General features: G+C 68.8%; 11 protein-coding genes. 3 read left to right on the forward strand and 8 right to left on the reverse strand.

Annotated elements, in window-relative coordinates; genetic code table 11:
* Positions 1-9: 9 nt before the first annotated feature.
* The 8 genes from WBG06_RS10635 to WBG06_RS10670 all read right to left on the reverse strand — a co-directional run bounded on the left by WBG06_RS10635 (position 10) and on the right by WBG06_RS10670 (position 15,481).
* Positions 10-3,360: a carboxypeptidase regulatory-like domain-containing protein gene (locus WBG06_RS10635; RefSeq protein ID WP_336736566.1), complete on the reverse strand. Its 3,351-nt coding sequence runs from the start codon at positions 3,358-3,360 to the stop codon at positions 10-12.
* 244 nt (positions 3,361-3,604) lie between these two features.
* Positions 3,605-5,689 carry a RecQ family ATP-dependent DNA helicase gene (locus WBG06_RS10640; RefSeq protein WP_336736567.1) on the reverse strand — a complete coding sequence of 695 codons (2,085 nt, stop codon included), beginning with the start codon at positions 5,687-5,689 and terminating at the stop codon, positions 3,605-3,607.
* A 153-nt stretch (positions 5,690-5,842) separates the two neighbouring features.
* Positions 5,843-7,480, reverse strand: coding sequence for an ABC-F family ATP-binding cassette domain-containing protein (locus tag WBG06_RS10645; protein ID WP_336736569.1), 1,638 nt, complete (start codon positions 7,478-7,480; stop codon positions 5,843-5,845).
* Between the two features lie 361 nt (positions 7,481-7,841).
* Entirely contained in the window at positions 7,842-9,527 is a 1,686-nt protein-coding gene (locus WBG06_RS10650) for a M4 family metallopeptidase (protein WP_336736571.1), read from the reverse strand.
* 164 nt (positions 9,528-9,691) lie between these two features.
* Positions 9,692-12,487 carry a M13 family metallopeptidase gene (locus WBG06_RS10655; protein WP_336736572.1) on the reverse strand — a complete coding sequence of 932 codons (2,796 nt, stop codon included), beginning with the start codon at positions 12,485-12,487 and terminating at the stop codon, positions 9,692-9,694.
* A 210-nt stretch (positions 12,488-12,697) separates the two neighbouring features.
* Positions 12,698-13,609 (reverse strand): aminoglycoside phosphotransferase family protein, encoded by a 912-nt coding sequence (locus WBG06_RS10660; protein ID WP_336736574.1) that lies wholly within the window; start codon positions 13,607-13,609, stop codon positions 12,698-12,700.
* Positions 13,610-13,620: 11 nt separating this feature from the next.
* A complete protein-coding gene (locus tag WBG06_RS10665; protein WP_336736576.1) occupies positions 13,621-14,838 on the reverse strand; it encodes a M15 family metallopeptidase in 1,218 nt (405 codons plus the stop codon).
* A 70-nt stretch (positions 14,839-14,908) separates the two neighbouring features.
* The gene (locus WBG06_RS10670) at positions 14,909-15,481 is read right to left on the reverse strand and encodes a TetR/AcrR family transcriptional regulator (protein WP_336736577.1); all 573 of its coding nucleotides are present in this window, start codon (positions 15,479-15,481) and stop codon (positions 14,909-14,911) included.
* A gap of 147 nt (positions 15,482-15,628) precedes the next feature.
* Between WBG06_RS10670 and WBG06_RS10675 the strand changes: the two genes are divergently transcribed.
* The 3 genes from WBG06_RS10675 to ppgK all read left to right on the forward strand — a co-directional run bounded on the left by WBG06_RS10675 (position 15,629) and on the right by ppgK (position 19,496).
* A complete protein-coding gene (locus WBG06_RS10675; protein WP_336736579.1) occupies positions 15,629-16,192 on the forward strand; it encodes a TetR/AcrR family transcriptional regulator in 564 nt (187 codons plus the stop codon).
* Positions 16,193-16,216: 24 nt separating this feature from the next.
* A complete protein-coding gene (locus WBG06_RS10680; protein ID WP_336736581.1) occupies positions 16,217-18,559 on the forward strand; it encodes an MMPL family transporter in 2,343 nt (780 codons plus the stop codon).
* Between the two features lie 181 nt (positions 18,560-18,740).
* The gene (gene ppgK, locus WBG06_RS10685; RefSeq protein WP_336736582.1) at positions 18,741-19,496 is read left to right on the forward strand and encodes a polyphosphate--glucose phosphotransferase; all 756 of its coding nucleotides are present in this window, start codon (positions 18,741-18,743) and stop codon (positions 19,494-19,496) included.
* The last annotated feature ends 1,247 nt before the right edge of the window (positions 19,497-20,743 follow it).

Here is a 20,743-nt window from a genome sequence, read left to right on the forward strand (position 1 = left end):
CGGGGCTCGTCAGCGGAGCGGGTCCTCGACCAGCACCACGTAGGTGGCGGTGGTGTAACCCGGCTTGGTGAGCGTGACCACCAGGCGCAGGGATCCGTTCTTCCACTCGCCGGCCAGCTCGAGCGACCGCTCCGTGCCGACCTCCTGATAGACCGGCGTTCCCTTGCCGGTCTCCTTCGGCCGGACCTGCCAGGAGTACGCCACGTCCGCACCTTCCGGCGCGGTGAACTCGGCCGTGATGGTCTCGGTGATCCACACGTTTCCGCTGATCACCGGGTCTTCGACGGCCGGGAAGACGCCCTCGACGACGGCACCGGAGGGCTCGGAGACGGCGGTGCCGGGCTCCCAGGTCGCCTTGGTCGCGGATACCTCGACGGACAGCACGCTGCCGAGGTCGGCGGCGCCGAGGGCGTACGTCGCCTCGGTCGCACCCTCGACGGGGCTACCGTCGCGCCGCCACTGGTAGGTGAAGGTGGCTCCCTCGGCGCTCCACACACCCGGGTAGGCACTGAGCGTCTCTCCGACCTGCGGGGTGCCCGTCACGATCGGCGCCTGGGCGTTCACCAGCGGACCGTGGGAGACGGCATCGGTCGCCTCCGAGTCCGCGGTCGCCGAGACGTAACCGTCCTTCTCCGCCGTCACCTGAACGCTGAGCCGGTGTCCGGCGTCGGGCTCGGTGAGGGCGTAGGTGGCCTCGGTCGCCCCGTCGACCGGCTCACCGTCGCGCAGCCACTGGTAGTGCACCGAGACATCGGCGACATCCCACTCCCCGGCGGTGGCCGTCAGCTTCTTCCCGACGAGCGCCTCCCCGGAGACCACGGGAGCCGCGAGCGAGGTGATCGCGGGAGGCTGCTTCTTCTCGACCACGAGGTCGCGGGTCACGGCGCGGGCGTCGTCCGCCCCGATGGCGAACTCCTCGGAGTGCGCCGGGAGGTGCACGTCGTCCCAGAGGTCGATGGCCACTCGGTAGGTGCCAGGCTCCAGCGCCCGACTGCGGTAGCGGCCGTCGTCGTCGGCGAAGGCGTAGGTCACCGTCTCCCAGCTGTCTCCGACCTCGTACTCGACGAGCTGCTGGACCTGGACCTCGCCCCACTCGACCGGGCTGCCGTCGGCGTACGTCACCCGGCCTTCGACCGTCGCCCCCGCGCTCAGCTCGGCGTCGGCCGTGCTGGTCTCGCGGACGTCGACGGCGACATCGTCGGCCTCAGCGAAAGTGGACTTGTCCGAGAACCACTCGCTGCGATGCCCCTCGGAGCTGGTGAACTTCAGGCGGTAGCTGCCCGCCGGCACGCCCCCGACCTGATAGCTGCCGTCGTAGCTGATGTAGCCGCTGCGTACGTAGTCCTGGGTGTCGCTGGTGTAGACCTCGACATAGCCATCACCGACCGGTTCGCCGTCGGTGCCGGTCACCACGCCCGAGATCAGCCCACCGGTGGAGACACGCAGGTCGGCGACGGCGGGGCCGCCGGCCACTTCGACGAAACGATAGGTCTCCTCGGCGTAGAGGTAGTCGTCCTCGAGGGAGAAGGAGAGCTCGTAACGGCCGTCCTTCAGGCCAGGGAAGGTGTAGGTTCCGTCCGCAGCAGTGTCAGCCGATCCGATCCAGTCCCAGGCGTCAGCGTCGTACACGCTGACAGACACGCCGGGGACCGGCTGACCGGCTTCATCGGTCACCGTGCCCGTGATCGATCCAGCTCCCTTGCTTGACACCAGGGCGGCATCGACCGGGCCGGACTCGCCGGCGATCACGTCGGCCGCCTCCTCGATCGAGGAGGCGTCAGGGTAGAACTCCTTGGTCCACCCGGTGCCCGAGAAGGCGACTCGATAGGCCTTGCCAGGAGTCAGTGCGCTGAAGCTGAAGCCTCCATCTCTGCCGGACGAGACGTCCTGCGTCACGCTCCAGTCGCCTGAAGACTCGTAGAGGAGCACGATGATGTTGTCGAGAGGATTCCCGTCCTGATCGGTGACGGTGCCGGAGATCGTGGCGCCCGTCTCCAGCGCCGCATCGATCCCGGTGGCCGGCTCGGAACCGACCAACACCTCGGTTGCTGCCTCGAGAGTCGGCGCGTTGTCGTAGTACTCGCTGAGGTAGCCCTGGTGGGTCGCGCTGAACTCGACCTTGTAAGAACCCTCCGGGACGTTCAGGCGATAGCGCCCGTCAGCGTCGGTGTTGGCGCCACGAAGGTAGTCCCATGCTTGCGACTCCTGGTCGAAGAACCACGCGCTCGCACGGGCGTTCTCGATCGGAGCCCCGTTCGAGTCGGTGATCCGGCCGGTGATCTGGCTGTACGCCGTCATCACGGCGTCGACCCCCGACGCCTCGCTCGTCCCGACGCTGACCGTCGTGCCCTGCTCGAGAGTCGTCGCGCCCTCGTAGTAGACGGGGGCGAACAGGGCCGGCTCGGTACGGTCCTCCCAGTTGACGTCCTCGAACCCGAATCGGTAGTCACCGGGCTGGACATACATGGTGTAGTCACCGTTCCCATCGGTGACGACACGGTGGCTGGATCGGTCCCACCAGTCTCCGTCGTTCGACAGGAACCCGGTCACGGTGATGCCGCCCACCGGCTCACCCGTCGTGCTCTCCACGTGTCCCGTCACGGTGCCGTGCGGCACCTCGGCGAGCTCACGGTCGACTCCGGTGACGGTCGCCCCCCGGTCGACGACCTGCTCGACGTACGTCTCCTCCTCCCAGCGGACCGACTCGTTGCGCAGCCCGGGGTTGCCCTCGCCGCCGCTGCGGTCAGAAGTGTTGAACACGATCCGGTAGGTGTCAGCCGGGACGCGGAGCGTGTAGGTGCCATCCGTAGCCGTCTTCCCGAGCGCGACGATGTCGTAGAGCTCGCCGCCGTCCTCGGGATATGTCCTGGCCTCGAGTCTGATCCCGGCAAGCGGACCCTGACCGGCGCCCGTCACCGTTCCGGTGACCACACTGTTCTCGACCAGCGCGAAGTCGATGGTCACCAGCCCGTCGCTGACGACGATGTCGGTGCCACCATCCTCGGGCCACTCGACATCCGAGCCATAGACCGCGCCGGGGTAGTTGCCGCCAGCCGGAATGACCTTCAGGCGGTACGTACCTGCGGCCAACGGCAGTTCGTACGAACCGTCCGCAGCAGTGGTGGCGCTGATGCTGTCGCCGTGCTCGTCGTAGCACGAGCCCCAGTAGTCGTTGTCGAAGCAGTAGGCCTTCACCCTGACCTCGGCGATACCCGCGCCGGTGTCGGCATCCGTGACTCGGCCAGTGATTCCCGGCCCGTCGAGAGCGGCGGCGGCCGGAAAGGCTCCGCCGAGAGCGAGCCCGCCAGCCGCCAGCAACACCGCCAGCGAACCGACGAGCGCACGAAGAATGGTTCTCATCTGTGTCTTTCACTACCCCCGTCGCGGGGCGTGACAGCACAACTGTCGACAGCGAGGGGACATCCGTCGCCGTCCGGGTGCGTCGAAGTCGCTCCGAGACTCTACGTCGTGCCCTCCCGTGGAAGTCGGCGGCGCCGACAGGGCGGAGTAAGTCTCCGGCAGGCAAAACCACGGCGGTGCAAAGGCGTGCACACAGCGGATGAACAGTCGCCAGCGCAGGCCAGGGCACGCCGGAAGACGTCGGTCAGGTCGTGGTGGCGAGGACGAGGGGGTGGACGGTGGCGGCGCCGGCATCGAGGAGGGCGCGGGCGGCGAGGGTGACGGTCCAGCCGGTGGCGATGCGGTCGTCGATGAGGAGTACGTCGGCGCCGGACGGCACCTCGGCATGGAGGGAGAAGCGGCGGCCGACGGCGGCGACGCGCTGGGCTGAGTTGGCGGCACCCTGGCCAGGGCCGATGTCGGGGTCGACGATGGCCCAGGAGCCGAGGACCGGGACGCGGAGATAGCGGGAGAGGCCTTCGGCGAAGTCGCGGGTCAGGGTGGGACGGGTGGCCGACTCGACGTAGACGATGCCGCCGACGCGCGGCTGCCAGTCGCCGAGAACCTCGACGACCGCCTTCACCAGCGGCACCGGCACCGGCCCGTCCTGCGCCGGTTCCCGGAAGAGGTCGCGCAGGGCCTGGCCGTAGCCGAGGTCGGTCAGCCGGGCGACAGCACGTCCCTCGAGCGGGCCCTCCTTGATCTTGCCCTTGAGCGAGATACCGAGCCGGTCGAGACCGGTGGGCCACATCTTCTTGGGCTCCACGACCACCCCGGGCCGCGCGAGTCGCGCCGAGGCCTCCTCGACCGCGCCCTCCGACACCGTCGAGGTCACCGCGAAGCCGCCGCAGTTGTCGCACCGACCGCAGTCGACGGCGCCGGGGTCGTCGAGCTGCTCCCGCAGGAACCGCATCCGGCACTGGTCCGTCGAGATGTAGGCGAGCATCGCGTCCTGCTCGCGGCGTCGGGCCTCGGCGACCCGCTCATATCGCTCCGCGTCGTACTCCCACGGCACGCCGGTCGCTTCCCAGCCGCCGCCGACCCGGCGCGCGGCGCCGTCGACATCGAGAACCTTGAGCATCTGCTCTAGGCGTGAGCGTGAGAGGTCGACGTAGGTCTCCAGCGCCTGGGTCGACAGCGCCCGCCCTGCCTCGGAGAGGACCCCCAGGGTCTGGCGCACCTGCTCCTCGCGCGGGAACGCCAACGAGGCGAAGTAGGCCCAGATGTCGCGGTCCTCGACGCCGGGGAGGAGCACGACGGAGGCATCGGAGGTGCCGCGGCCGGCGCGGCCGACCTGCTGGTAGTAGGAGACCGGGGAGGACGGGGCGCCCATGTTGACCACGAACCCGAGCGTCGCGTCGAACCCCATCCCGAGCGCCGAGGTCGCCACCAGCGCCTTCACCTTGCCTGCGGCCAGCGCCTCCTCCAGCTCGGCCCGCTCGGCCGCCTCCGTACGCCCGGAGTAGGCGGCCACGTCGTGGCCGCGGGAGCGCAGGTAGTCGGCGATCTCCTCGGTCGCGGCCACGGTCAGGCAGTAGACGATGCCCGACCCTGGCTGCTCGGAGAGGTGGTCGGAGAGCCAGGCCAGCCGCTGCTCGGGGGTCTTCAGCGAGACCACCCCGAGCCGCAGCGACTCCCGGTCCAACGACCCGCGCAGGACCAGGACGTTCTCACCCATCTGCTCCGCGACGTCGGCCGTCACCCGAGAGTTGGCGGTCGCGGTCGTCGCGAGCACCGGGATCCCGGTGGGGAGGTCGGCCAGCAGCGTGCGGATCCGGCGGTAGTCGGGCCGGAAGTCGTGGCCCCAGTCGGAGATGCAGTGGGCCTCGTCGACCACCAGCAGGCCGCACTCGGCGGCCAGCCGGGGGAGCACCGCGTCACGGAACTTCGGGTTGTTGAGCCGCTCGGGGGAGACCAGCAGGACATCCACCTCGCCCGCATGGATGGCCTCCTCGATCGCAACCCAGTCCTCCGGGTTGGTCGAGTTGATCGTCACCGCCCGGATCCCGGCACGCTGCGCCGCCGCGATCTGGTTGCGCATCAGCGCGAGCAGCGGCGAGACGATCACCGTCGGCCCGAGACCCGCCTCCCGCAGCAGCAACGTCGCCACGAAGTAGACCGCCGACTTCCCCCACCCCGTCTTCTGCACGACCAGTGCCCGGCGACGCTCGACGGCGAGCGCCGAGATCGCCGACCACTGGTCCTCACGCAGCGTGGCGTCATCGCGCCCCACCAGGGCCCGCAGGTGCGCCTCAGCACGGGCGCGTACGTCGCCAGCCGGATCAGTCATGATCACCTGTCTATCAGGCGCCCCCGACATCCGACCTTGCTCGGCGCTTGCGCCGAGCAAACGGGAGGCGGTCGAGCGAGCCCTTCGACAAGCTCAGGAGGGTCCGCAGCGGGTGAGCCTGCGAACCCGCCAAGGGGGTCGAGACCGGGTCACCTAGGAGTCGGCATCACCCAGCGCCAATCTCGGCCAGTCGGCCAGGTCGTCCAGCATCTGACGGTCGTGCGTGGCCACGACGACCGCCGCACCGGTCGTCCGCAGCGCCGCCGTCAGCTCGTCCACCAGCGCGGACGACAGGTGGTTCGTCGGCTCGTCCAGGATCAGCAGGTGTGGGAGCGAGGCCAGCCGCATCGCCAGCTCGAGCCGCCGCTGCTGCCCCTGGGACATGCGGGATGCCGGTGTCCGACGAGCCTCGGCGTCGATCAGCCCGGTCGAACGAAGCGACGGGACTGCCCGCTCCGGCACCACTCCGGCAGCGACCAGCTGCCCGCAGTGTCGGTCGTAGACCTCGGCGGCGTTCAGACCGGGTTCCCACTCCGGCTCCTCCTGGCCGACCAGCGCGATCCGCACGCCTGAGGAGGTCCACACCGTCCCGTCCGCAGCCGGAAGTACGCCGCCCATCACCTGCAGCAACGTCGACTTCCCCGCCCCGTTCGGCCCGGTGACGAGCAGCCGCTCGCCGCCGTCGATCCCGAGCGACACCGGCCGGGTCAGCCGACCCGGCACACGCACGCCCTCGCACCGCAGCAGCGTGCCCCCGACGTCCGTCGGCAGCGACGGGAACCGCAGCGACGTCGGCGGCTCCGGCACGGAGATGCGGTGCGCCTCGAGCGCCGCGAGGTCACGGTTGAAGGAGCGTACGAGCCCGGGGGCTCGCGTCTGTCGCTGGTGCTTCCCGGTGCCCTTCGGCGGCCGCCAGCCGGTGCTCAGCCGGTCGCGCGCAGCCGACACCGAGTCCTGCAGGCGCCGGTGCTCCTCCTGCTGAGCCGTGTAGTCCTGCTCCCAGCGCTCCCGGTCGCGCCGCCGGCCGTCCTGCCACCCCTGGTAGCCGCCCGCGTACGTCCGGGGCCGGCCGTCCTCGCTCGGATCCAGATCGAGGAACTCGGTGGCGACCTCGCGCAGCAGCAGGCGGTCGTGGGAGACGAGCACCACGCCGCCGGGATGCGCCCGGACCCGATCGGTCAGGAACGCCAGCCCCGAGGCGTCGAGGTGGTTGGTGGGCTCGTCGAGCACCAGGAGGTCGTGGTGCGCCCCGAGCAGACAGGCCAGTCGCACCCGGTAGCGCTGGCCGACCGACAGCGTCGCCAGCTCGCGGTCGTGATCGGTGCACGCACCGAGCGCCTCCAGGGCGATCTGCACCCGGCGCTCGGCGTCCCAGGCGTCCAGCGTGGTGGCCCGCTCCAGCGCTGCGGCGTACGTCCCCGCCAGGTCGCTCGGATCCTCGGCCAAGGCATCAGCGGCCCGGTCGAGCGCTCGGAGGGCGTCGTGCGACTCGGCGAGAGCAGCCGCGGTGAGAGTGCCGACGGTGTCCCCCAGACGTACGTCCAGGGCTTGCTGTGCGATCCCGAGGCTGCCGTGTCGCCGAACGGTGCCGGAGTCGGGGACGATCACCCCGGCGAGGACGTGGAGCAGCGTGGTCTTGCCGCGACCGTTCTCGCCGACGATGGCAAACCGGGACCGGTTGGCGGCGGACACGGTCAGAGAGACGTTGCGCAGGACGGGGCGGCCGCCCAAGGTGACCGAGATGTCCTCGGCGCGCAGGTGGGCAGAGGTGTGGTGGGTCTGTACAGACACGGTGTTGAACTTCCAGCTCGCGTACGGGAACCGGGAGATGCCGAAGCGGCTACCCGGCTCGATGGCCGGACAGCGGCGTGAGTATGCCTCGCAGCGCCGCCGTCAGACGACGGAGCGCAGGCGGATGTAGTAGACACCGGAATGCATGTCTTCAGGGTAGACAACGAAAGGTCGTCCACGCGAACGGATATCGGTCCGGGACGAAAATGAAAACGCCGAGCCGGCGCTGTTGGTCCTCCCCCACGGGGACCCGCAGAACCGGCCCGGCATCTCCAGTATGCGTGTTATCTCCACACCGTCATAACCACACGCCCGAATTCGTACTTTAGTTACCCAAAGCGGACGATGTCGGTGGTCTCGGTCACTTCACCGACACCGCGGTCCACGCCGCCTCGACGGCCGCGACCTCGGGGCTGGAAGCACCGAAGAGGTCGGAGGCCGCCCGCACCGTCGCGTCGCGCGCACCGGCGTAGTCGGTGGTCGAGGTGAAGTAGGTCGAGTTCGCGCGGAACCAGATCTTCTCGGCCGTGTCACGACCGATACCGGCGATGGTCGAGCCGTCACAGGTCGTGCTCGAGTGTGCGACGCCACCGATCGTCTTCGTCCCCGAGCCCTCGGAGAGCAGGTAGAAGAAGTGGTTGCCGACGCCGCTGGAGTAGTGGACGTCGAGGTTGCCGGTCGAGGACGACCAGCAGTTGACCGAGTTGCCGTCGGCGGAGGGGTTGTCCATCCGGCGCAGCGGGTCACCGCCGTCGAGGATGAAGGACTCGCCGATCAGGTAGTCGCCCTTGTCCTCGGCGTTGTTGGCGTAGAACTCGACCGCCGTCCCGAAGATGTCCGAGGTCGACTCGTTGAGGCCGCCGGACTCACCGGAGTACTCCAGGCCCGAGGTGTTCTCGGTGACACCGTGGGTCATCTCGTGGCCTGCGACGTCGAGCGAGACGAGCGGTCCGTAGCCGACACCGTCGCCGTCGCCGTACGTCATCTTCTCGCCGTCCCAGAAGGCGTTGACGTAGTTCTTGCCGTAGTGGACGCGGTTGAACGAGCCCGAGCCGTCGCCGAAGATGCCGTCACGACCGTGGACCAGCTTGTAGTAGTCCCAGGTGACGTTCGTGCCGTACTGCGCGTCGGCTGCCGCGGTGTCCCGGTCGGCGTTGGAGCCGTTGCCGAAGGTCGTGGTCGGGCTGGTGACCACGGTGCCCGCCTTGCACCCGAACCCGAGGATCGTGCACACGATGCTGTCCTCGGCGTTGTTCATGTCGGTCGTGTAGGTCCCGCCACGGGTCTCGTCACGCAGCTCGTACGTCGACCCGTTCTGCTTCACCTGCAGCGGGACGGTCCCCGAGTAGAGCGTGTTGCCCTCGCCGTCGATCGTGTGGATGCCCTCGACGCGGCGCAGCACGGTGCCGGTGGTCGCGTCGACATAGGTCGCGAGACGAGACGGCGTGCCGTCGGCCTGCTCGCCCTTGGTCGTCACCCGCCACGCCAGCGTCGGCGTGCCCTCGACCGCATCGACGACAAGCTCGGGTGCGTACTTCTTGTCGGCCTGCAGCTTGGTGATCGTCTTGGTGACGGCGTCCAGGGTCAGCGCCGCCTTGGTGGCCGCCGCCTTGGTGACGGCCGGCTTCACCGAGAGGTCGAGCACCGTGGTGAGGCCCTGGGAGACCGAGGTCACCGCGCCCGACTTGCTCTGGTGGGCGACCAGGTCGCCGCCGACGACCTCGAGGCCTCGGTAGGTCCGGTTCATCCGTACGTGGGTGGCCCCGTCGGCGTCCTTCAGGGTGACCACGGGCTCGAGCTCCTGGCCGGCGCCGACCTTCCAGGTCGACGGCTTGCTCGTCAGCGCGCTGATGGCCTGGTTCGCGATCGACGTGTCGTCGACGACCTTCTGGGCCGCCAGGCCCGTCTGGGAGATGCTCGTCGGCGTGGTGGCGGAGGCGGAGCCGGCAGGGGTGGCGCCGGCAGGGCTTCCGAAAGAGGCGATGAAGGCAGTTCCTGCAACGGCGGCAGCGGTGGTTGCGCCCGCCGCCCGAACGAATCTACGCATGGGGGTACTCCTCGAGATCAGGACCAGGATGGGTCCGGATCCTTCCACCCGAATCGGGAAGGCGACCGACCCAAATTCCTGCAATGCAGGATCATGAGCCGGTCGCCCCGCGTAACTCGTTTACGTTGTTATCGAAAATTAACCACCACACCCCAGGGGGCAGGTCACCAGATACGCACCCGATCCTCCGGATCGAGCCAGAGACCGTCCCCCGGAGCCGTCCCGAAGACCTCGTGGAACTCGTCGAGGTTGCGCGCGATGTTGGCGCGGAACTCGGGCGGGCTGTGCGGGTCGATCGTGAGGTACTGCTGCGCCTGCTCCTTGCGCCGCACCGTACGCCACACGTAGGCCCAGTTGAGGAAGAGCCGCTGGCGGTCGCCGACGCCGGCCTCGCCACCGGTGGCCAGCATGTAGGCGGTGTGGGCGATCGTGAGTCCGCCCAGGTCGCCGATGTTCTCACCGACGGTCAGCGCACCGTTGACGAACTCCCCCGGCAGATCTCGCGGCGAGAGCTTGGAGTATTGCTCGATCAGCGCCTTCGTCTTCACCTCGAACGCCGCCTTGTCGTCGGGCGACCACCAGTCCTGCATGTTGCCGTCGCCGTCGAACTGCGCGCCTTGGTCGTCGAAGCCGTGGCCGACCTCGTGGCCGATCACCGCGCCGATGCCACCGTAGTTCTCCGCCGGGTGGGCGTCCTTGTCGAAGAACGGCCGCTGCAGGATCCCGGCCGGGAAGCAGATCTCGTTGGTGCCGGGGTTGTAGTAGGCGTTGACCGTCTGCGGCAGCATGAACCACTCGTCACGGTCGACCGGACCGCCGAGCTTGCCGAGCTGCCGGTCGGTCTCGAAGACGCTCGCTGCGGAGACGTTGCCGATCAGGTCGTCCTTGCTGATCTGCAGCGCCGAGTAGTCGCGCCACTTGTTCGGGTAGCCGATCTTCGGCGTGAACTTGTCGAGCTTCTCGTAGGCCTTCTCCTTGGTCTCCTCGCCCATCCAGTCGAGCTCGGAGATCGACTTGCGGTAGGCCTCGAGGAGGTTGTGGACCAGCTCGTCCATCTGGGCCTTCGCCTCGGGCGGGAAGTGGCGCGCGGCGTACTCCTTGCCGACCGCCTCCCCGATCGCGCCCTCGACCAGCGCGACGCCGCGCTTCCAGCGTTCGCGCAGCTCAGGGGTGCCGTTGAGGGTGCGACCGTAGAAGTCGAAGTTGGTCTCGACGAAGTCGTCGGTCAGGTAGGGCGCGGCCCAGCGCAACACGTGGAAGTAGAGCCACAGCTTCCAGTCGTCGATGTCGACCTCGCCGAGCACGGTGGAGAGGTGGGCGAAGTAGGACGGCTGCCGCACGACCACCTCACCGAGCACCGCCTCGGTGCTCAGCTTCGAGCCGGAGAGGTTGCGGATGTAGGCGTCCCAGTTGAAGTTGGGGGCCAGCTCGCGCAGCTCGGCGAGGGTGAGCAGGTTGTAGGTCTTCTGCTTGTCGCGGGTCTCCTCGCGCGCCCAGTGGCCCTCGGCCAGGCGGGTGTCGATCCGGATGATCGTCTCGGCGGCCGCACGCGGGTCGGGGTGCTCGGCGAGCGTGTAGAGCCGCTCGAGGTAGCCCTGGTATTTCCCGAGGACCTCGGCGAACTTCTCGTCGAAGTAATAGTCCTTGTCGGGCAGCCCGAGACCGCCCTGGAGCAGGTTGAAGATGTAGCGGTCGGACTGCTTGTCGTCGTTGTCGACGTAGGACCCGAACAGGCCGTGACCGCCGATCCGCTCGACCTCGCCCAGGAACGCCGCCAGGTCGTCGGCGTCGCGGAGCCCATCGACCGCAGCCCTCAGGCCGTCAAGAGGCCGTACGCCGCGCTCTGCCACCGCTGCCTCGTCCATGAAGCTCGCGAAGAGGTCCCCGATCTTCTGGGCGTCGCTGCCCGGCTCGCCGCCCGAGGCCGCGAGCTCCTCGATGATCGCGCGCACGTCCTTCTCCGCCTGGTCGGCCAACATCACGAACGGCCCCCAGCTGGACCGGTCGGAAGGGATCTCGACCTCGCGGAGCCAGGTGCCGTTCACGTAGCCGAACAGGTCGTCCTGAGGCCGGATGCTGTCGTCCATGCCCGGGCGGGCATCATCAAGGATCGTCACAGCCCCCAGCGTAGATGCGGCCCCCCAAGCGACTCCGCAACAACCCCGCACATGCACCGAAGTTGGACCGTATTGGGCAAGGCCGGAAGCGAGAACCACGCACATGCGCGGACGTGGCGTGGCCCCATCACGACCAGGGCCGTCGTATTCGAGGATCGTCCTGGACCGGCGATAGGAAAGGTCGTACTTCCGCCGCTCGATCTCGTCACCCACCAGCAGATTGACCTCGGGCTCGGGAAGTCCGGCCAGGACGATCAGCAGCCGAAGCCTGGTCTCCATCGGAGAGTCCACGCCGGTTCGTACGTAGCCCGCAGCGGTCCGCGCCAGCGCGACGCCGGGACCGGAAGAGTCGGCACAGAACTTCCGCAGCGTCTCCAGCCTGACGAGTCCGTTGCGCACCAGGTGGTCGCCGACGATCACCAGGTCGACCAGGGTCAGCTGTGTCGCCAGCTCGACGAAGACCTGGTGCGGTGCGGAGACACGGACACCCGACACCTCGTTGAACCAGCCCTTCTTGGCGAGATGGCAGGTCACGTCCTTGCGGCTGCGCCGTCGCCGCCGCTCGACGACGGTGACATGCTCACCGGGAAGCGTCGGGATCGGCAGGCCCAGCACCCTCGCGGCAGTCGCGTGACTCGCCCAGGCTTTCTCCCCGAACGGCAGCAGCGAGGCCTCGGCGATGAGCACCGGCGTCATCTCGACCGTCGCGGCGACGTAGATGCCGTGCAACAAGCGTTGGTAGGCAGGCGTACGCAGGTCCTTGATGTTCCCCTGCGCGACCGCCGCCGCCCGGGTGAATGGTCGCGTCGGATCGAACGCGACCGAATCCTGATCCTCGGTCATCCCGCTACCATGTGCCGCTCGCGCCACGATGTCGCACCCAATGCGAAGCCCTGTGGATATCCAAGGATTGAAGCGAGCCTGTGGACAGCAGGTGGCTCAGCGCACCCCCGAAACAGAATCGCGCACGTGCGGGCTTCCCACCGCGTGAGGACCCCACACAGCGCAACAATCCCCGCACATGCACGGAATTCGCGTGCCCGCGGGGCGCTGTCAGGTGTGGTTTCCGAGGATCTCCGTCAGGACTCGTCGGGCGTTGACCGCATCTGGGGCGTCTTCGCCGAGGGTGTTGGCGCACGACACGAGCGTCTTCCAGAGGGCCCAGCCCCGTCCGCGCGCCCAGGTCGCATCATCCACGGCCAATCGCTTCCGGAAGGCGTCCCGGCCAGGGGACGACATCAGGGTCCAGGCGACCGCCAGGTCGCACGCGGGGTCGCCGACGCCGCACGTACCGAAGTCGATCACGGCGGAGAGCTGCCCGTCCTGGAGGAGCAGGTTCCCCTGAGCCAGGTCGCCGTGGAACCAGACGTCCACGCCGTCCCACGGGGCCGCGATCGCCTGCGCCCAGGTCTCCTCCGCCGTCGCGACGTCGATGTGGCCGCGAAGGTCGTCCAGCGCACGGTGCGCTTGCGCCTCGTAGGTTCGCAGGGTCGCTCCCCGGAACCAGTTGTGCTTCCCGGGTCGGGGCCCCTCGGACGCGTCGATGCCCTGCAGGGCAGCCACGAAGCCGGCCAGGTCCTCGGCGAACCGGACCGGGTCGGCCACCGACTCGAACGTTGCCGGCGTGCCGTCGATCCACCTGTAGACCGACCACACGAACGGGTATCCCGAACCGGGAGCACCCTTCGCCAGCGGCACCGGGACCGGCAGCGGGAGCGACGGTGCCAGCCTCGGGAGCCAGCGGTGCTCCTTCTCCACGGCCAGCGCGTACTCCTCCGCGCTCGGGAGGCGGAGCAGCATGTCCGTTCCGAGGTGGAAGGTCCGGTTGTCCCAGCCTCCGTTCGCCACCGCAGTCACCGGCAGCGAGGCCCACTGCGGGAACTGCTCGGCGACGAGCCGAGCGGCCTGTTCGGCGCTGACGGTGATCCGCTGCGGCAGGGGCCCGAGATCAGGGACGTCGCTCACCAGGAAACTCCTCAGCCGGGCTTGACGATCCGGTTCATCTCGAAGTGCATGGGGTCGGTCCACTTCCAGTTGCCGCCCCAGGTGAAGCCCCAGCGCTCGAAGATGGAGACGACGGTGCGGTCCATCTCGCCGACGGTGCCGCGCTGGTTGCCGGCGGTGTTGAGGTCGACGGCGAGACCGAAGGCGTGGTTGGAGAGCTGAGCGGTGTTGGCGATGAAGCGGGGGTAGTAGCAGCCGGCGTACTGCTTCGGGTCGATCGTCTTGGCGAGGCCCCGGTCGACGACCTCCTGCAGCGCGGCGCGCAGCTGCGGGATCATCACCTTGTTGCAGGTCACCGAGCCGAGGATCGGCACCTGAGCGGTCACGATGTGCGAGCTCACCCAGCTCGCGGCCGGGGTGATGGTGCCGTCGCCGTTGGCCCGGTAGGTGTAGTTGCCGACGGCCTCGGCGACGGTGCCGACGACGTGAGCCTGCTGAGGTGCGTTGGGGTCCAGGCCCGCGCGTGCGACGACATCGAGGCGTTGGACGGAGGCGTCCTTGCCGACGACCGTCTGGATCGGCTTCACGACCCGGTTGGGTGCGATGGCGGCGGTGGAGACGATGAGCGCGTTGCCCTTCTCCATGCCCATCTCCTCGCCCCACTTGTGGTTGACGACGGCCGCCGCGAGGCCCGGAGGCTGCGGTGCGTAGGCGCCGACGTGGACCGAGGTCGCGTCCTTGCTGGACCCCAAGGTCACGAATCCGTCCTTGTCGGCCGGAAGCTCGTCCTGCCGCTCGGGGTCGATGGCCATCTCGCCGCCGGCGACGCGCTGCCAGACCTCGTCGGAGTCGGCGCTCTGGAACGGTGCGAAGTTGCGGTAGGTCGACGGATCGACCGCGACCACCTTCACCAGCCGCCCCTCGACGCTGACCTGGGCCATCGAGATCTGCTCGACGCCGGAGACGCCGTCGAGGCCGCTGATCTTCTTGACGTCACCCGACGAGAGCGGCTTCTCGGAGACGATCAGCAGGTCGGTGGAGTGGAGAGTCCCTTCCCGCTTGCCGGGCATGTCGACGGCGTGGGACGGGTCGGCGACGGTGCTCTCGCTCGCGGGCGACTCACGCGGGCCCTCGCTCGGGCTGCTGCTGGGGGAGGAACCAGGCTTCGACGGCTCGCCGGAACAAGCAGCGAGGGTCACCACGAGGACCGCCCCGATCGCCGCGGCCGCTCTCAACGGGACCTTTCGCATCATCCACCTCCCCGCAGGAAGGTTAGGCGAGGCCTGGTGACCACCCAACTCGCCGGTAGGTCAGCCGGTCTCACACGCTCAGGACCCGCGACATCAGCCAGGCGATGTCGTCGGCGGTCTCGTCGGGCGACTTGGTGGGCTGCATGACGTGGCTGAGCACGACGCGCACGATCGTCTCGATGGCGACGTCGGCCTGATGGTCGTTCAGGTCGTGGTCGAACTTCCTGCTGTGCTCGTGGATGATCTCGGTCGCATAGCCGAGCAGCCCCTCGCTGTGGCTGGACAGGTAGGGAAGCAGCTCGGTGTCGGCACCGTGGGTCGCCGAGACCACCGCATGCAGCAGCTTGTTGTCCTGGGCGCGGTCGAGAACGCCGTACGTCGCCTGGCGGATCGCTCGGAGGAAGTCGCTCTCCTGGTCGAAGGCCGCGCTCACGACGGCCAGGAACTGCTCCAGCTCACGCAGGATCAGCGACTTCGCCAGCGCCGGCTTGGCGCCGATGTCGTTGTAGACGGTCTGTCGGCTGATGCCGCATCGCTCAGCGATGCGCGACATCGTCACGCTCGCCCACCCCGACTCGGTCGTCATCTCAGCGGCAGCGTCGAGGATCCGCTGGCGGGTGGTTTCAGATACGGCGGCCCCCATGGCGGCAAAGTCTAGGACCTGTGTGCGTTGCCGCGGACAGGACCGTACGAAGTCACCGGCCGCGTTTTGCACTCAATACCCCCGGAGTGCAAAAATGCACTCTGTGAGAGAAAGTGCAACGTCAGGCGATGGAGCGAGGTGGGCGCGATGATGCGCCTCGACCGCACCGCCGCGAAGATCCATCGGGCCGCGCTCGAGATGACCGACGAGTTCGGCTTCGACGGCTGGACCATGGACCATCTCGCCGAGCGCGTAGGCGTCTCACGACGTACGTTGTTCAATCACGTCCCGAGCAAGATGGACGCCGTCCTCGGACCGGACCACGAGCCGGACCCGGCGCTGGTCGAGACGTTCGTGGACGGTGGACCCACGGGCGAACTGTGTGCCGACCTCTGCGCCTTGATCCGTACGCAACTCGAGGTCGATGGCATCGATAACGAGCAGCTCCGGCTCATCCGGCACGTCTTCGTCAGCAACCACCAGGTGCTCCAGGCCGCGCACGGTCGCTTCGAGAAGGCGACCAACCACTTCTCCGACGTGATCTCGCAACGCGAGGGCAACCGCATGTCTCCGGAGCTCGCCGGAGTCCTCCTCAAGCTCGTGATCGTCGTCTTCGACGCCGCGCTCAACCGGGCCATCGAGAGCCCATCGGACGGCACCGTCGCCGACCAGTTCACCCGGATCTTCGACGACCTCGTCGATCTGTTCTGACAACTGACCAAGGGGAACCCTGTCATGGCCAAGCTGCTCTATCGGCTCGGAAAGACCGCCTACCGGCGGTGGCCGATCTTCGTCGCCGTCTGGTTGATCGTCATCATCGGCATCGGTGCGGTGGCGACCACGCTGTCCAAGCCGATGTCCACCACCTTCAGCATGCCCGGGCTCGAGTCGGTCGAAGCGGCGGAGGACCTGCCCGAGATCATGGGCACCGAGGGCGGCTCCGTGCTCGACGCCGCCTCCATCGAGGTCGTCGTCGCCGCCCCGAAGGGTGAGACGCTCACGACCCCGGAGAACCAGAAGGCCGTGGCCGACCTGGTCGCGGACCTCGCCGCGCTCGACGACGTACCCGACCAGATCTCCTACATCTGGACCCCGGAGCAGGCCAAGGCGGCCGCTCCTGCGTACGCCGAGGCGATGTCGGCCGAGAGCGGCCAGCAGGTGCCGACCCAGCAGGCGGAGCAGATGCTGCTCGGCCAGCTCCAGGCTCAGCCGACCCTGTCGGAGGACGGCCGGATCGGCCTGATCTCGACCGAGTTCGAGGACGTCGAGGTCAGCGACGTGACTCCTGCGATGCAGCAGGAGGTCACCGACGTCGTCGAGCAGGCCGCCGAGGACTCCGGGCTCCAGGTCGAGGTGCGCGGCCAGGGCATGCAGGTCATGGAGATGGGCAGCGCCACCTCGGAGCTGATCGGCATCGGCCTGGCCCTGCTCATCCTGCTGCTGACCTTCGGCTCCTTCGTGGCGGCCGGGCTCCCGATCCTCACCGCCGGTTTCGGCGTCGCGATCGGCACCCTCGGCATCACCGCGCTGACCGCGTTCACCGAGGTCTCCTCGACCACCCCGATGCTGGCCACGATGATCGGCCTCGCCGTCGGGATCGACTATGCGCTGTTCATCCTCGCCCGCTACCGCAGCGAGCTCGACCACACCGACGACCGGGCCGAGGCCATCGGCGTCGCGGTCGGCACCGCCGGCTCGGCCGTCGTCTTCGCCGGCCTCACCGTGGTCATCGCCCTCGCCGCGCTCAGCGTGGTCGGCATCCCGTTCCTGACCGCCATGGGCATCGGTGCCGCGGCCACCGTCGTGGTCGCCGTCCTGGTGGCGCTGACCCTGCTGCCCGCCGTGCTCGGCCTGTTCAAGTCGAAGGCCTTCGGCCTGTCCGTACGCCGCTACCGGCCCAAGCGCGAGGCCAACGGCCGCGTGCTCAACAACGGTGTCCGCTGGGCCCGGTTCATCGGCAAGGCACCCATCGCCTGGGCGCTCATCGTGATCATCGGCCTCGGCGCGCTCGCGATCCCCTTCAAGGACCTGCACCTGGGCATGCCGAGCGACAGCACCGCCCCCGAGGACAGCTCGCGCCGACAGGCCGTCGAGCTGGTCGTCGACGGCTTCGGTCCCGGACGCCTCGACCCGATGATGCTGGTCGTCGACGCCCGCGAGATGCCGGGCGACATGGCCGAGAAGCAGGCCGCATATGCCGAGGTCGCCGAGTGGGCCGGCTCGATGGACGGGGTCGCCAAGGTCGTGCCGCCCTCGGGCAACGAGAACGGCGCGGTGATCCTGATCGAGCCCGAGACCGCTCCGGATGACGAGGCGACCGACGAGCTGCTCTCCGACCTGCGCGAGGGCGAGGGCGCCCTCGAGGAGAAGACCGGCGCTGACCTGGCCGTCACCGGGACGTCCGCGATCATGTCCGACATCTCCGAGAAGCTCAACGACGCGCTGCTGCCCTACCTGGCCATCGTGATCGGGCTGGCGTTCATCCTGCTGATGCTCGTGTTCCGGTCGATCCTGGTGCCGCTGACGGCGACGCTCGGCTTCCTCCTGTCCGTCCTGGCCACCCTCGGCGTGACCGTGGCGGTCTTCCAGGAGGGCGCCTTCGGGATCTTCGAGGGTCAGCCGATCGTCAGCTTCATGCCGATCTTCCTGATCGGCCTGGTCTTCGGTCTGGCGATGGACTACCAGGTCTTCCTGGTGACCCGGATCCGTGAAGCCCACGTCCACGGCGCCTCCTACAAGGAGGCCGTGGTCGACGGGTTCCGCAACTCCGCTCGGGTGGTCACCGCCGCCGCGCTGATCATGACCGCCGTCTTCGCGGGCTTCATCCTGATGGACGACCCGGTCATCAAGTCGATGGGCTTCGCGCTCGCCGCGGCGGTCATCTTCGACGCCTTCTTCGTGCGGATGCTGCTGATCCCCACGCTGATGTACCTGATGAAGGAGAAGGCCTGGTGGCTGCCGAAGTGGCTCGACCGGATCCTTCCGAACGTCGACGTCGAGGGCGAGAGCCTGGAGCGGCACTACCTCGCCGACCACTACGCCGACGACCCGCGTGAGCCGGAGCTCGTCAAGAGCTGACCGTGGCATCACGGCGACAGCCCCCGACCTCGTACGAGATCGGGGGCTGTCGCTTGTTCGCCGCCGGCGGGGTAACACGTCGTTCGTAGTACTGCTCGCCCTATTGAAACGACCGGATAGTGCGACGAACAGCGTGTTACACGTCCCGGGCCGGACGTTGCCTCGCAAATAGGATGGAGCCATGACGACAAGCCTCCCTTTCGGCATCGACTTCGGCGGCACGGGCATCAAGGGTGCTCCGATCGACCTCGCGACCGGCGAGTTCGCCGCGGAACGCGTACGCATCCCGACGCCCGAACGCTCCACCCCGGACGCCATCGCCGAGATCTTCGTGGAGCTGCTCTCACACTTCCCCGACTACGACGGCAAGGTCGGCGTGACCGTCCCAGGAGTCGTACGTCACGGAGTGGTCCACACCGCCGCCAACATCGACAAGTCGTGGATCGGCACCGACGCGGACGCGCTCTTCACCGAGGCCACCGGCCGGGACGTGCACGTGGTCAACGACGCCGACGCGGCGGGCCTGGCCGAGGTCCGCTACGGCGCGGCGAAGGGCCGGCGCGGGCTGGTCATCATGACCACGCTCGGCACCGGCATCGGCTCGGCGCTCCTCTACGACGGCGTGCTCGTACCCAACTCCGAGCTCGGCCATCTCGAGCTCGACGGCCACGACGCCGAGACCCGCGCCTCCAACGTCGCCCGCAAGCGCGACGACCTCAGCTGGAAGCACTGGGCCAAGCGGCTGCGGAAGTACTACCAGCACCTGGAGATGCTCTTCTCGCCCGACCTATTTCTCGTCGGCGGAGGGGTCTCGAAGGAATCCGCGGAATTCCTCCCGCTGCTCGACCTGGACACCGAGATCATCCCGGCGAAGCTGTTGAACACCGCCGGGGCCGTAGGGGCTGCGCTGTACGCCGAAGAGTTCTCCCCCGGGTGAGCCGGGCGGCATCGGCTGGTTCGGCGGAATCGGCTGGTTCGGCGGCATCGGCGGCGCCGGACGGTCCCAGGGAGCGCCGGCCCGCTTCGTCTCCTTGACCTGCGCGAGGAACTCCTTGCGGTTCGCCCGCCGCGTGCGGCGAGCCTCGCGCCGGCCCCGCGCCCACGGGCTGCGCAGCACCCGGAACACCGCGTACGCCACTCCGGCGAGCACGAGCAGCGCGACCAGTCCCGCCCAGAACGCCCACGCGGCCCGGGCCTGGACGCCGTCGGCGGTGGCCGCGGCGTCGTCGAGATGGCCGTTGTCGAGGTCGGCCCGCGCGCTCGACGCGCCGGCGTCCAGGAACAGCACGAGCTCGCCGAGCTCGGTGACGGGGTTCTGTGTGCCGTCGACCTCGGCGACCGCGTCGCCGACCTTCTCGGTCGCCTCGGCGGCCCGCGGCAGCAACGTGGCCAGCTCCTGGTACTCGCTGGTGACGTTGGCCGTCTCGTAGGCCGTCTCGACCGCCTCGGGGACCGGGATCCCCGCTGCGTCCGCGGCCTGCTGCACCGCGACCGCGTCCTTGCTCACCCCCTCGACCATCTCCATGACGGTCTCGGCGCTCTGGAACTGCCAGAACGACATCGGGTCACGCACGCCTGCCGGCGGCACCCAGTCGCCGTTGGCGCTGTCGAGCGCTGCGTACGTCGTGCGGGCTCTGGCGTGCTTCGGCAGGGTGGCGGCCTCCCGGGCGGTGAGGACCCAGGTGCGCAGCGCCTTCTCGGCCTTCTTCGGCGACGCGCCGTGCTTCACGGCCAGGTCGAAGAAGGCCGACCAGTCACCCGGTCGCGCGGCATCGCCGTCGGAGTCGTTCGTGTAGGCAGTACGCCCGCGGTAGACGTCGCTCAGCAGCGCGGTGAGCTGCTCGTCGGAGAGGTCGGAGACCATCGCGGAGACCGCGGTGAGCGAGGCCGCGTAGCCGTAGACGTCCGCCTCGAGCCCGAGGCCCGAGGAGTCCCACGTGGTCAGCGGGAAGGCGTCCTTGTTGCGCCGCTTCACCTTGTCGTACTTCTGCCCTTTCGCGCCGGTCTCCTTCGTGACCCGCTGGGCGATCATCTCGGTCAGCCCCTCGGAGAGCCAGCGTCCGCGGACGGTGTCCGGGTTGATCCAGGCGTGGGTCATCTCGTGGTAGAGGACCGCGGCATCGAGGTCTTCGGAGACGACGATCTCGTCGGCGTCCGGGTCGAACCAGGCATACCCGAGCGCCT

Origin of the sequence: Nocardioides sp. CCNWLW239, assembly GCF_037137035.1 — a bacterium.
Classification (GTDB): domain Bacteria; phylum Actinomycetota; class Actinomycetes; order Propionibacteriales; family Nocardioidaceae; genus Nocardioides.